At 71.8% G+C, this 12763-nt stretch carries 12 protein-coding genes; 6 read left to right on the forward strand and 6 right to left on the reverse strand.

The features are described from left to right. Positions 1-3: 3 nt before the first annotated feature. On the reverse strand, positions 4-966 hold the full coding sequence (locus AB0C03_RS30900; RefSeq protein ID WP_081884010.1) for a helix-turn-helix transcriptional regulator: 963 nt from the start codon (positions 964-966) through the stop codon (positions 4-6). Between the two features lie 417 nt (positions 967-1383). On the opposite strand from AB0C03_RS30900, the gene AB0C03_RS30905 reads away from it, so the two are divergent. Together AB0C03_RS30905 and AB0C03_RS30910 are read left to right on the forward strand one after the other, a co-directional pair. Beyond that, positions 1384-2046, forward strand: a complete 663-nt coding sequence (locus AB0C03_RS30905; protein WP_357640723.1) for a hypothetical protein — start codon at positions 1384-1386, stop codon at positions 2044-2046. Between the two features lie 143 nt (positions 2047-2189). Beyond that, positions 2190-3701: a CehA/McbA family metallohydrolase domain-containing protein gene (locus AB0C03_RS30910; RefSeq protein ID WP_210857548.1), complete on the forward strand. Its 1512-nt coding sequence runs from the start codon at positions 2190-2192 to the stop codon at positions 3699-3701. 78 nt (positions 3702-3779) lie between these two features. Here AB0C03_RS30910 and AB0C03_RS30915 read toward each other — a convergent pair whose 3' ends face one another. Continuing rightward, positions 3780-4382, reverse strand: coding sequence for a MarR family winged helix-turn-helix transcriptional regulator (locus AB0C03_RS30915; RefSeq protein ID WP_030336334.1), 603 nt, complete (start codon positions 4380-4382; stop codon positions 3780-3782). A gap of 114 nt (positions 4383-4496) precedes the next feature. Between AB0C03_RS30915 and AB0C03_RS30920 the strand changes: the two genes are divergently transcribed. The 3 genes from AB0C03_RS30920 to AB0C03_RS30930 all read left to right on the forward strand — a co-directional run bounded on the left by AB0C03_RS30920 (position 4497) and on the right by AB0C03_RS30930 (position 7988). Next, a complete protein-coding gene (locus AB0C03_RS30920) occupies positions 4497-6077 on the forward strand; it encodes an LLM class flavin-dependent oxidoreductase (RefSeq protein WP_357640727.1) in 1581 nt (526 codons plus the stop codon). A gap of 61 nt (positions 6078-6138) precedes the next feature. Next, positions 6139-6735 (forward strand): ArsR/SmtB family transcription factor, encoded by a 597-nt coding sequence (locus AB0C03_RS30925; RefSeq protein ID WP_357640730.1) that lies wholly within the window; start codon positions 6139-6141, stop codon positions 6733-6735. Next, a complete protein-coding gene (locus AB0C03_RS30930) occupies positions 6732-7988 on the forward strand; it encodes an MFS transporter (protein WP_357640733.1) in 1257 nt (418 codons plus the stop codon). The genes AB0C03_RS30925 and AB0C03_RS30930 overlap by 4 nt, the downstream gene beginning before the upstream one ends. A gap of 96 nt (positions 7989-8084) precedes the next feature. Here the strand turns inward: AB0C03_RS30930 and AB0C03_RS30935 are convergent, their stop codons facing one another. The 3 genes from AB0C03_RS30935 to AB0C03_RS30945 form a co-directional block, all read right to left on the reverse strand. Next, positions 8085-8780, reverse strand: coding sequence for an alpha/beta fold hydrolase (locus AB0C03_RS30935; RefSeq protein WP_357640736.1), 696 nt, complete (start codon positions 8778-8780; stop codon positions 8085-8087). Positions 8781-8914: 134 nt separating this feature from the next. Next, positions 8915-9952: an L-dopachrome tautomerase-related protein gene (locus AB0C03_RS30940; protein WP_357640739.1), complete on the reverse strand. Its 1038-nt coding sequence runs from the start codon at positions 9950-9952 to the stop codon at positions 8915-8917. A 189-nt stretch (positions 9953-10141) separates the two neighbouring features. Further along, positions 10142-10564 carry an MmcQ/YjbR family DNA-binding protein gene (locus AB0C03_RS30945; protein ID WP_210857542.1) on the reverse strand — a complete coding sequence of 141 codons (423 nt, stop codon included), beginning with the start codon at positions 10562-10564 and terminating at the stop codon, positions 10142-10144. Between the two features lie 149 nt (positions 10565-10713). Here AB0C03_RS30945 and AB0C03_RS30950 point away from each other — a divergent pair, with 149 nt between their 5' ends. After that, positions 10714-12516, forward strand: coding sequence for an acyl-CoA dehydrogenase (locus AB0C03_RS30950; protein ID WP_030336352.1), 1803 nt, complete (start codon positions 10714-10716; stop codon positions 12514-12516). A 4-nt stretch (positions 12517-12520) separates the two neighbouring features. On the opposite strand, the gene AB0C03_RS30955 is transcribed toward AB0C03_RS30950, so the two are convergent. Beyond that, a complete protein-coding gene (locus tag AB0C03_RS30955) occupies positions 12521-12697 on the reverse strand; it encodes a hypothetical protein (protein WP_167337342.1) in 177 nt (58 codons plus the stop codon). Between the last annotated feature and the right edge of the window lie 66 nt (positions 12698-12763).

Below are 12763 nucleotides of genomic sequence, written 5' to 3' on the forward strand. Positions count from 1 at the left end.
CTCTCACGTGTTCAGCGTCTCGCGCGGCGGCACGCCGTAGCTGGCGTGGTACCGCGCGGTGAACCTGCTGTGGCTGGCGAACCCCCACCGGCTGGCGATCGCCGAGACCGTCTCCTGGCGCGGGTCGGCGCGTACCAGGTCGTGGTGTGCCCGAACGAGCCGGATCCGACGCAGGTAGGCCATGGGGGTGGTGCCGAGATGACGGCGGAAGGCGAGTTGCACCGCCCGCAGGGAGACGCCGGCCGCACCGGCGATGTCGACCGCGCTGATGTCCCGATCGGCGTGCTCCTCCAGAAACGCGATGGCCCGGCGCAGCGTGGCGGTGGTGGCGTCGTTCCGGTCCGCGGCGGTCGGCTCGGTGAACGCGGTGTTGGGGAAGACCGCGAGCGCCGCCGCCGCCAGCATCCGGGCGGCGTTGCCGATCACCAGCGATTGCGCCCCGTCGGCTGGGCTGTTCAACACGACGTCGCGGACGAAGCTCGTGGTGTTGCGCCACTGCCGGGCGAGGGCCGTACCGGCGGCACCCAGCTCGGTGAACTCGATCCGACCGGGCCGGCGGGCCGGCGCGGTGGTGGCCACCTGCGCCAGCACCGACAGATCCAGTACGCACAGCTCCACCTCACCGGGATGCCACTGGACTGTGCACGGCTCGTCCGGCCTGGTGACGAGGAAGACCTCGCCGGGGCCGAACCGGTGGGTCGATCCCGCGCAGGAGCGACTGCCGCGCGCGGTGTTGGCGCGACCGATGACCAGCCCGCCGAGGGCGCTGGCATCGATTTCGAGGTGCCCGGTCTGTCGGGTGGTCGCGAGGGCGAAGGGAGCGGTGTCGACGCGCTGGTGGGTGAGCCGGTATCCGTTCCGGCTCTGAATGCGCAGCTTCGGGTCGTAGGTGGCGGACAGGAATTCCTGGATGGCCGACGGGTCACTGCTGTCGAACCGGTGGGTCTGCACTGGCGATGACGTCATCCGCTGTCTCCGTCCGGTGAAGGTGCCGCCGGGTGGTGGAACGCGTGTCGACGGCAGGATCGGGACGTGCCGGGGTGCGCGGCGGTGACCCGGCACGTCGGTGGCCGGCGGTGCGGTGGAACGTCGCGAGCGGGACGGCAGCGACCGGTTGAGGGCGTCGGATCTGGTCTGACGATTCGTGACGCTGGGATGCAATATCCGTGGATGGGAATGTCACCATACGACAATCACTCGCTCGCCGTCCCGCCAATCACCTCGGTGTGTCGGCAGCTCGACTTCGTTTTCCGGCTAGCCCGTCGAACGGTTCTACGTCTGCTGTCCTAGCCACCCTCGCGGCCGACAGCGAAATCTTGTTCATGATTCGTCGGAGGATGATCGTGGCACCGCCGGGAGACCGGCCCACGAAGGGGGGAAGCGTTGGACAGTACTGATCCTGACCGCGTCGTTCGGCTGGCCGTGGGCGAGGCGCTGGCCCGGGTGGCGGACGAGGACAGCCTGGGCCTGCGCGAGGGGGACGCGCTGGAGCGGCTCGGGGGTGGGCTGCGCGCGGTGCTGCGCCGCGCACTCGACGACCGGGTGCCGCTGACCACGCCGGACTTCGTCGACCTCTGCCGCGACCTGGGCCTGAACCGTGACGCCTTCGACCTGCTGGGGCACTACCTGATGACCGCGTTGCTGACCCAGCAGGTCGGACCGGACGCCCTGATTCGCGTCGGCGTGCTCTTCGGCACCGTCGGGCGCTACCTGCCCGGCGCCCGTCCGCCAGCCCACCGCAACGAGGGTCCCGCGATGCGGCGGCGCGACGTGCGTTCGGACAACAGTGTCGTCGGTCGGTACCGCCGCGCCAAGCTGCCGGAGCACCTCCCCAACCCGCCGAGCTGGACCTGCACCGGCTGTGGCCGCGAATGGCCCTGCGCCACCAAGCAGAGCCAACTGCTCGCCGAGTTCGGTGGAGCGCGCGCCTCCCTCGCGGTCTACCTCGGCTCCTGCCTTGTCGCCGCCGCCGAGGACCTGCCCACGCTGCCGCTGCCTCGGGTCCGGCACCGGTTCCTCGGCTGGTTGCCGCGCGCCCGGATCTGACCGGCCCGCTGCCACCGCCCGGCTCCCCACCGGTCGGAGCAGGGTGTTCATCGTGAGCACCGGCTGCGTACGGCGGGTGTTCACCGGCCTCTTCAAGGCTCCTTGATCGAAAGAGCATTCTCTTGATCGAGGAGAGGCAACACGTGTCAGACAGGCATTCCGAAGAGACCGAGCACCCGCAGCTGTCCCGGCGCAAGCTGGTCAAGTACGCGGGCGTCGGCGCGACGCTGGCCGCGGCCAGCCCCCTGGTCGGTGCCAGCGCGGCGTGGGCCGAGGAGGACCGCCGGCCGGGCAACGACGACAAGGCCGACCGGGGCAACTCCAGGAACCGGGTGTGGCGCGCGGGGGACCACCACATCCACTCCGAGTACAGCGGCGAGTTCGACACCACGAAGTCCCCGATCGTCTTCCACAAGGGCGCGGACGCGGTCTACCCGATCGTCACCAACGCCATCATGGCGAAGAACTTCGGCCTGACCTGGGCGATGTGCACCGACCACGGTGGACCGACCCACTCAAAGGTGAACATCGAGCAGGCGTATCCCGACCTGCTGCGTTCCCGCAAGCTCGTCCCCGAGGTGCTCCAGTTCTGGGGCATGGAGTTCGACGCGCCCTCGCTGGACCACCACACGCTGATGATCCCGCGCCACGACGACGAGGCGAAGCAGCTCTTCGAGTTGGAGAGCCGGTTCGCCAAGTACGACGCGTTCCCCACCGACCCGACCCGGGACACCGAGGCGAAGATGGTGGAGTTCCTCAAGGTCGCCCGGGGCATGCCGCACAAGCCGCTGGTGATCGCCCACCACGCGTCCCGTTCGGCGCCGGGCCTCGGCGTCTACGGCCAGGACACCCCGCGCGAGTTCCGCAACGGCAACAACGCCGCGCCGGACGTCTACATCGGCTTCGAGGGCGCACCCGGGCACCAGGCCGGCCCGCTCAATGGCGGGGCGCGCGGCGGGTACGGCAACCACCCCACCTACGGCGGCTTCGACCAGATGACCGCCCGGGTCGGTGGGCTGTGGGACTCACTGCTCGGCGAGGGCCGGCGCTGGTGGATCACCGCCACCTCGGACTCGCACGTGCACTGGACCCGTGGTGGGTCCGACTTCTGGCCGGGGGAGTACAGCAAGACCTACGTGCACGCCCGCCAGGACTACGGCGACATCATGGACGGCCTGCGCAACGGCCGGATCTGGGTCACCACCGGTGACCTGATCCGCAGCCTCGACGTCACCGCCACGTCCCAGGGCAAGACCGCCGAGGTGGGCGAGACGATCACGGTGAGCCGTCGGAGCCGTACCGACGTCGATATCGAGATCACCTTCCGCCCGCTGGGTGGGGTGAACGCGAACGGCGACCGGCCCGAGGTCCGCCGGGTCGACCTGATCGTCGGCCAGATCACCGGCCCGAGCGCCAGCCTGGACGCCGACACCAACCCCACCACCAAGGTGGTGGCCCGGTTCGGCCCGCGCGACTGGCGTCGGCAGGGCGACAGCTACGTCATCCGGCACACCCTGCGCAACGTCGAGGCGGACACCTACGCGCGGGTGCGTGGCACCAGCACGGACGAGGCCGAGCCGCTCGCCGACGGCCTGGAGAGCCCGTGGGACGACCTGTGGTTCTACTCGAACCCGGTGTTCGTGCACGTGCGCTGACCGGGCGGGTTGACGACACCGCGGGTCACTCGGCACCGCTCGACAAAGGACGTCGGGCGGTGCCGGGCGGCCCGTCGGTCAGCTGTCCGAGCCGGTGCTTCGGCGGGTTCGGGGGGAGGCGGCTCGTCCGCTTCGCGCCGCCGCGGCACCGGTCCGGCGGGCAGTGGGCGACGCCGGCTCGGGGTGCACCTCGGTCACCACCTCACAGAGGTCACGCAGCGGGTCCGCCGCCTGGGCCGAGCAGGCGACCTTCTGCAACAGGGACCGCAGCGTCGCCGACTCGGGCGGCGTGAGGGCCCCCAGCAGATGCGACTCGACCTGCCGCAGTGCCGCTCGCCGCTGCTCCCACGCGGCACGGCCGGCGTCGGTGACCTCGATCAGCCGGTTGCGTCGGTCGGCCGGGTCCGCGCGACGGGCCACGAAGCCGGGCCCCTCCAGGTCATCGATCAGGTACGTGAGGACGGTGCGGTCGATGCCGATCTCCTCGGCGATCGCGCCCTGGTTCCGGGCCGGCCCGTTGATCGCCGCGGTGAGCAGCTGGTAGCCACGAGGGCCGCCGGGGAAGTCGGTGAGCGCGTGCTCGGCCGCGCGGACGTAGCCGCGGAAGACGATCCCGAGCATCCAGCCCAGGTCGTCGTCGAGCGGATCGGGCCGGCCCGGCCGGTGAGTGGCACCCGTCATCCCCCGACAATAGCGCAGTGAGTCAGACCTTGATGGCAGCAGAAGTTCTGTGTGACATAAGGTTAAGGTCGCGACGCATCAGCCGACGCGTCGGGCGAATCGGGAGGCTCGCAGATGAGCGACTACGGCCACGACCTGGTCTTCGGATCCTTCGTCACGCCCAGCGCAGGCGATCCGGACCGTACGGTCGGCGTCGCCGTCCTGGCCGAGCAGGTCGGGCTGGACCTGGTCACCTTCCAGGACCACCCGTACCAACCGGCGTTCCTCGACACCTGGACCCTGCTGAGTTTCGTCGCGGCCCGCACTCACCGGGTGCACCTCGCGGCGAACGTGACGAACCTGCCACTGCGCCCGCCCGCGGTGCTCGCCCGCAGCGTGGCCAGCCTGGACCTGCTCAGCGGTGGCCGGGTCAGCCTCGGCCTCGGGGCGGGGGCGTTCTGGGACGCCATCGAGGCGATGGGCGGCCGGCGGTTGACCCCCGGCGAGGGTGTGCGAGCGCTGACGGAGGCCATCGAGGTCATCCGTCAGCTCTGGGACGTCGAGACACGCGGCGGAGTGCGGGTCGACGGCGAGTTCTACCGGGTGGTGGGCGCCAAGCGCGGACCCGCCCCAGCCCACCACACGCCGATCTGGCTGGGCGCGTACAAGCCCCGGATGCTCCAGCTCACCGGCCGTCGGGCCGACGGCTGGCTGCCCTCGCTGGGCTACCTCCAGCCCGGCGACCTGGCCAAGGGCAACGCGATCATCGATGACGCCGCGCGGGAGGCCGGCCGGTCACCGCGGGACGTGCGCCGGCTGCTCAACATCGCCGGACAGTTCTCGGCCGTCGGACGCGGCCCGTTGGACGGGCCCGCCGAGCAGTGGGCCGAGGAGCTGGCCGAGCTGGCGGTGGAGGACGGCGTCGGCACCTTCATCCTGGCCAGCGACGACCCCGACGACCTGCGCCGCTTCGCCGGCGAGGTCGCCCCCGCCGTCCGCGAGCTGGTCGCGGCCGAACGGGAGCAGGGCGCGGCACCGGGGCGTACGCCAGCACAGCCGGAGCCGGAGCCGGTCGTCGCGGCGCCGGTGGGGGAGAGCCGCGCCACCGCGACCGGCGGCGCGTTCGCCGTGGTGCCGACCCCCGACGACGGTGTACGGCGAAGCGAGCAGCGGGTGTGGGACGAGTCGACCCGGCCGAGCGGGCCCGCGCCCGACCCGGAGCGCACCTACACCGCGCAGGAGCAGGCCACCGGTGCGCACCTCGTGCAGATCCACGACGGTCTGCGTGCCGAGCTGGCCCAGATTCACGACCTGATCGACCAGGTGGCGGCCGGCGAGATCGACGCCGGCGCGGCCCGCTCCCACATCAACACCATGACCATGCGGCAGAACAGGTGGACGCTCGGCGTCTACTGCGAGTCGTACTGCCGCATCGTCACCACCCACCACACCATCGAGGACCAGTCGTTCTTCCCCCGGTTGCGGGCGCGCGACCCTCGACTCGGCCCGGTGGTCGACCGGTTGGAGCAGGAGCACCACGTCATCCACGACGTGCTGGAGGGCGTCGACCGGGCGCTGGTCGCGTACGTCGGGTCCCCGGACGGCCTCGCCGAGCTGCGGGCGGCGGTGGACCTGCTGACCGACGCTCTCCTGTCGCACCTCAGCTACGAGGAGCGGGAGCTGGTCGAGCCGTTGGCGCGGTTGGGCATCGCCTGATCGGCGGGGCGCCGCAGCGGCGGGGGTTCCCCGATCTGATCTGAGAGGCTAATCTCGAAACATGTCTCTCAAGAATCCGTACGGGGATTTCGAGATCACCGAACCGCAGGCGCTCCGGGCGCTGGCCCATCCGGTCCGGTTGGCCATCCTCGACCGCCTCCAGCGGCACGGCCCGGCCACCGCCACCGGGCTCTCGCCGCACGTCGGGGCCACCCCGTCGGTGGTCAGCTGGCACCTGCGACACCTCGCCACGTTCGGCCTGGTCGTCGACGCGGAGGGGACCGCCAGCAAGCGTGAGCGCTGGTGGCAGGCCGCGGCCCGGGGCTTCCGCTTCGAGCTGCCCGACGACGCCGAGGGGCAGGCCGCCGGCCGGCAACTCCGCGGCGAGATGTTCGCCAGGGCCGCCGAGGCGCCACAACAGTGGCTGCTGCACGACGAGCCCCGGCTGGACGCGCAGTGGCGCGGCGTGGCCGGCGTGGCCGACACCCGGTTCGTGGCCAGCCCCGAGGAGCTTCAGCAGTTGGAGGCCGCCATCGAGGAGCTGCTCGCCCCGTACGTGCGGCGCAAGGACGACGACACGTCGCCGGCCGACGCGCGAACCGTGCGGATGCTGCGCTACCTGCTGCCCGAACCCGGCGACGACCCGGCCGCGTCATGACCGCCACCGCCACCGCCACCGCGCCGCCCCTGCACCGCGACCGGCGGTTCCGCACCTTCTGGATCAGCGAGACGATCTCCCAGTTCGGCGACCGGATCAGCGAACTGGCCCTACCGCTGATCGCCGTCACCCTGCTCACCGCGACACCCGTGCAGGTCAGCGTCCTCACCGCGTTGATCTGGCTACCCAACCTGCTGGGCCTGATCCTGGGTGCCTGGGTGGACCAGCGCACCCACAAACGCCGACTCCTGATCATCGCGGACCTGATCCGCGCCGCGGTGCTGCTCAGCCTGCCGGTGGCCTACCTGTTCGACGCGATCACCCTCACCCATCTCTACCTGGTGGCACTGCTCACCGGCGTCGGGGCGGTGCTCTTCGCCATGGCGCGTCAGGCGTTCTTCGTCGCCCTGGTGCCGCGCTCGGCGTACGTCGACGCGACCAGCAAGCTCAGCATGAGCCGGTCGCTGTCCTTCATCGCCGGCCCGGCAGTCGGCGGTGGGCTGGTCCAGGCGCTCAGCGGCCCGGTCGCGATCGTCGTCGACGCGGTGTCCTTCCTCGGCTCCGCGATGCTGCTCAGCCGCATCCCGGTGACCGAGCCACCGCCCCCGCCCCGTCGGACGTCGACGTTCGGCCTGGTCCGCGAAGGGCTGGTGCTGGTGCTGCGGCACCCGGTGCTGCGGGCCGCCCTCGGCTGCACCAGCACCGTCAACTTCTTCACCTTCATCGCCAGCGCGTTGCTGGTGCTCTACGCCAGCCGTGACCTCGGCCTGTCGGCCGGCGCGATCGGCATCGCCTTCGGGTTCGGCGCGCTTGGCGGCTTCGCGGGCGCGGCGCTCGCCCCACGGATCTCGCGCGCGATCGGCCTGGGCCGCACCGCCATGATCGGCGCGGTGCTCTTTCCCGCACCGCTGGCACTGACCGCTCTGGTGTCCGGACCCACCTGGGGGAAGGTGGCCATGCTGGCGGCCATCGAGCTGGTCTCCAGCGTCGGCGTGATGCTGATGGACGTGAACCTCAACGCCCTCCTCACCGCCGTGACACCCGACGACGCGCGAGGACGCCGGGCCGGCGCCTACAGCGCCGTCAACTACGGCATCCGACCGCTCGGCGCGCTGGTCGGTGGCGCGTTGGGCACCACCATCGGGCTACGGCCCACCCTGGTCATCGCCGGACTGGGTGGCGTGCTCGCCGTGCTGTGGTTGCTCGCGTCACCGGTGCGCCAGATCAGAACCCTCGACGAACCGGCGGCCTGACCACAGGGGCGCCGCCCGGTCGCGCCGCCGCTCACCGGGCCCGCGCCCCGAACGGGCGATGCCTGTGCGCGGATCGCGCCACCCGTCACCACCGGGTCAGGCGACCTCCGCCAGCAGCACCCGGGCCAGCTCGGCGGGCTGGGAGAACATCGGCCAGTGGCCGGTGTCCATCGTGACTAGTCGCCAGTGGTCGCTGGTCAGCAGCGAGGCCACCGTGTCGTTGGGCTCAGGCCCGTCGAGCAGGCACTTCACGTACGTCGCCGGCAGCTCACCCAGTGGTCGGCTCAACACGGCCGGCTCGGTCAGCGTGCCGCCCGGGTGTGGAGTGGACCCCTCCACCAGGCGCGCGATCTGCCCGTCGGTGAGACCCTGACCGTCGAGATCGGCAGCGCCGAGCGGAGCCCAGTGCCCGCCGTTGTCGGCGAGCTGCGCCTCGAAGGCCGCCTGGCCCTGCCACCAACCGGAGGCGAACGACCCGCCGTCGACAGGCACCTCGGAGTCGACGAAGACCACCCGGGTCAACCGGTCACCGATCCGCTCGGCGGCCTGACCCACCGGGATGCCCGAGTAACTGTGCCCGACCAACACCACGTCGCGCAGGTCGCGGCGCTCGATCTCGTCGACGATGTCCCGCACGTGGGTCTGCTGCCCGGCGGGCACCTCCCGCCGCTCGGCGAGACCGGAGAGGGTCAGCGGGTGGGTGCCGTGGCCGGCCGCCCGCAGCGGCGGGACCACCTCGTCCCACGCCCACGACCCCAACCACGCCCCCGCCACCAACACGAAATCAGCCATGGCGCGGAGCCTAACGGCGACCTGCGACAGGTCGGCGGCTCACGACTTCTGCCGGCCTCGGTCGGCGGACACCTGCGGCGGAACCCGCCGCCGGCGGCACCCACCGCAGCTGGCCACCGGGGGCCGCCGAACAGTCAGACGTGGTCGCGCGGGGGCGGCCCGGCCTCGACGGGCATCCGGTAGATGTGCACCGGGTAGTCGACGGCCGACCGCCCGCCGTCGAGCCCGGCGGTCAGGTGCAGCTGGGCCGCCGGCATCCAGAGCCGGGCCTCGGCGTCGATCCACATCGCGTCCACCCACGCCAGCCGGGGATCGGCGACCAGCGTCCGGACGCTGCGGTCGGGTGCGAGGGCGAGGACACGTCGTCGTTCCACGTCGCTGAGGTAGATGGTGCCGGTGGCGTCGATGGCAGTGCCACCGGTGCTGGGTGTCTCGCACCACCGTTCGACCCGCCGGGCCAGCTCGTCGGCGGACACCGACGGGTCGTCCAACCAGCGGGTGGCGATCCGGGACATCCCGCCGGAGGCCGGCTGGTAGTAGAGCCAGCGACCGTCCGGCGACACCTCCAGCTGGTCGACGTGCAGGCGTACCTCGGCACCGTCCGGGTCACGCAGCACGCGACCGTCGGCGATTAACGGCCCGCCCACCGTGCTCGGGTGCCCGTCCAGCACCCGCCGGGACCGACCCGAGTCGAGGTCCAGCACGATGATGCCGGCGGCCCCGGCGTCGCTGAGGTACGCCACCGGGCCGTTGAACCGGACATCGTCGACGTAACTGTCCGGGTGGACCGCCTCGTCGAGGTGGTAGACCCGATCCACCTGGTCGCCGTCGAGGTTCACCACGATCAGCCGAGCGCCGCCCGGCACCTGCGCGGAGCCGAGCTGGGGCGTGCCCGAGTCGACGATCCACAACCGGCCGTCCGGGCCGACGCGCAAGCCGTTGACGTGCACGAACGCCCCGTCCGGCGGCTGGTCGGCGCGATTCCACGCGGCGTCGGGGTACGGCTCACGCCGGCCGTCCGGCAGCGCCTCGACCACCTGCACGCCGGGCCGGTCCGCTGACGGGTAGCTGAGAAACACCCGCCCGCGCACTGTTGTCACACCGGTGCACACCCGGCTCTCGTGCAGCACCGACGTCAACCGGGGAGCCTCCTCGGTGGGCAGCGACGACATCGACCCGCTCCTCACCCGCCCGCCGGCGTCCTCGGCTCACGCCGGTGCCGACGGCTCCGGCCGTTCGGCGCGGTATCCCCGGCGCCTGCCGGCCGAAACCGCCGGTCGCAGGGCACCGCTGATCGCACGGCACGCCGGTTGCGGGGCACCACCGCCGACGGTCAGCCGCCCGCAGGCAGCGCCCGGCGCTCAGCCGGTCGGCGGTGCTGGCGGGCCGACCCGGCCCGCGAGCCGCTTCGGGGCCATCACGCAGTAGCTCTCGGTGAGCAACTCACCCACCTCCTCCCAGTCGGTGTCCCTGTCCACGATCATGCCCAGCACGTTCGCAGCCCAGTCCGGTTTGTAGAACGGGTGGCCCACGCCGAGGAGCCCGGCGATCTCGTCGAGGGGTGACCGGAAGGTCAGCAGGCAGGCGGGCCGGTCGAGGGCGGCGGCCCGGGCGTGGACCGGCTGACGGTCGGGGTCGACGGTGAGCACGTGGGCGAAGGTCCGCTTGCGGATGCGCCAGCGGATGCCCACCCAGGCGGGCTCTTCGTAGGTCTCCGGCAGCCCGAGGCAGATCGGCCGCAGCCGGTCGAGGACCTCGGGTGGGACGTCTCCAGGTGCGGTCACGGGCAACGACGCTAACCGGTGGGTGTGACAAGTCCCGCCCGTCGAACCCGGGCCGGGCCGGTGGTGCGGGCCCTGCCGATCGGCCAGGATGGGCGGGGCGACACTGGGCCGTCGCCCCGCCCGCCCCCCCGTGCCCGCCGAGGAGTGCCGTGCCGTCCACCCTGCTCTCCCGCCGTGACCTCGACTTCCTGCTGCACGAGTGGCTGCGGGTGGCCGACCTCGTCGAGCGCCCCCGCTACGCCGAGCACTCCCGGGAGACCTTCGACGACGCCCTGGACCTCGCCGAGCGGGTGGCCACCGAGCAGTTCGCCCCGCACAACCGGGCCGCCGACCTCGCCGAGCCCACCTTCGACGGGCAGCGGGTGCGGCTGATCCCGCAGGTCCGGGCAGCGTTGGACAGCTTCGCCGAGACGGGCCTGCTCACCGCCGGGCTGGACGCCACCGTCGGTGGCCTGCAACTGCCGCACGCGGTCGCCGCGGCCTGCTTCACCTGGTTCCAGGCCGCCAACGTGGCCACCTCCGCGTACCCGTTCCTCACCCTGGGCAACGCCAACCTGCTGCTGGCGCACGGCAGTCCCGAGCAGGTGGACACGTACGTGCGACCCATGTTGGACGGTCGGTTCTTCGGCACCATGTGCCTGTCCGAGCCGCACGCCGGCAGCTCACTGGCCGACATCACCACCCGCGCCGAGCCGCAGGCGGACGGCACGTACCGGCTCTTCGGCACCAAGATGTGGATCTCCGGTGGTGATCACGAGTTGGCGGAGAACATCGTCCACCTGGTGCTGGCCCGCATTCCGGGCGCGCCGCCCGGGGTCAAGGGCATCTCGCTGTTCATCGTGCCCAAGGTGCTGGTCGGCCCGGACGGGTCGCTCGGCGACCGTAACGACGTGGTGTTGGCGGGGCTCAACCACAAGATGGGGTTCCGGGGCACCACCAACACTTTGCTCAGCTTCGGCGACGGCGCGCACACCCCGGCCGGTCGCCCCGGAGCGGTCGGGCATCTGGTGGGCGCGCCCCATCAGGGTCTCGCGCAGATGTTCCACATGATGAACGAGGCCCGGATCGGGGTCGGGGCCGGCGCGACCGCGTTGGGTTACACCGGCTACCTCAAGAGCCTGGCGTACGCGAAGGAGAGGCCACAGGGCCGGCCGGTCGGCGCGAAGGACCCGGCCACCGCACAGGTGCCGATCATCGACCACCCCGACGTACGACGGATGCTGCTGGCCCAGAAGAGCTACGTGGAGGGGGCGCTGGCACTGGTGCTCTACTGCGCGCGGCTGCTCGACGAGCAGAAGACCGCACCTTCCGAGGCCGACCGCGAGCGTGCCCACCTGCTGCTGGACGTGCTCACCCCGATCACCAAGAGTTGGCCGTCGCAGTGGTGCCTGGCCGCCAACGACCTGGCGATCCAGGTGCTCGGCGGCGCTGGCTACACCCGTGACCACGACGTGGAGCAGCACTACCGGGACAACCGGCTCAACCCGATCCACGAGGGCACCCACGGCATCCAGGCGCTGGATCTGTTGGGGCGCAAGATGACCATGCAGGGCGGCGCTGGTCTCGTCCTGCTGACCGCGACGATCGGCGACACGGTCGAGCGGGCCCGGCAGGCCGGGGGCGAGGCCGCCGCGCTGGCGGGCCGGCTGGCGGCGGCGGTGGACCGGGTCACCGCTGTCACCGGTCGACTGTGGGCCGACGGTGATCCGGTGCTGGCGCTGGCCAACGCCAGCGCCTACCTGGAGGCCGTCGGGCACGTGGTGATCGCGTGGATGTGGTTGGAGCAGGTGCTGGCGCTGCCGCCGGAGGGGGCCGGCGACGCGTTCCACGCCGGCAAGCGGCAGGCCGCCCGCTACTTCTTCACCGTCGAGCTGCCCCGCACGGGGCCGCAGTTCGACCTGCTGGAGAGCCGGGACCGGACGACGCTCGACATGCGGCCGGACTGGTTCTGACCGGTCAACGTCGTCGGGACTGGTGGTTCATGGCCTGCCGCCCCTTGACGACGCCCCAGACGATCACGATCACCAGTGCGATCACACCGATGATGACCAACCAGCGGACCGCTTCGAGAAACAACCCGAGCAGGATCAGGATACCGGCGACCACGCCGACGACCCAGAGCAGTGCACGCATGTCGACCTCCCGTAACCGGCCGCGCCTGGTGCGGCCGACCCGGGTACACGTTCCCCGTCCGGACGG

It is taken from the genome of Micromonospora parva, assembly GCF_040649675.1.
In the GTDB taxonomy this organism is placed as follows: Bacteria; Actinomycetota; Actinomycetes; order Mycobacteriales; family Micromonosporaceae; genus Micromonospora; species Micromonospora parva.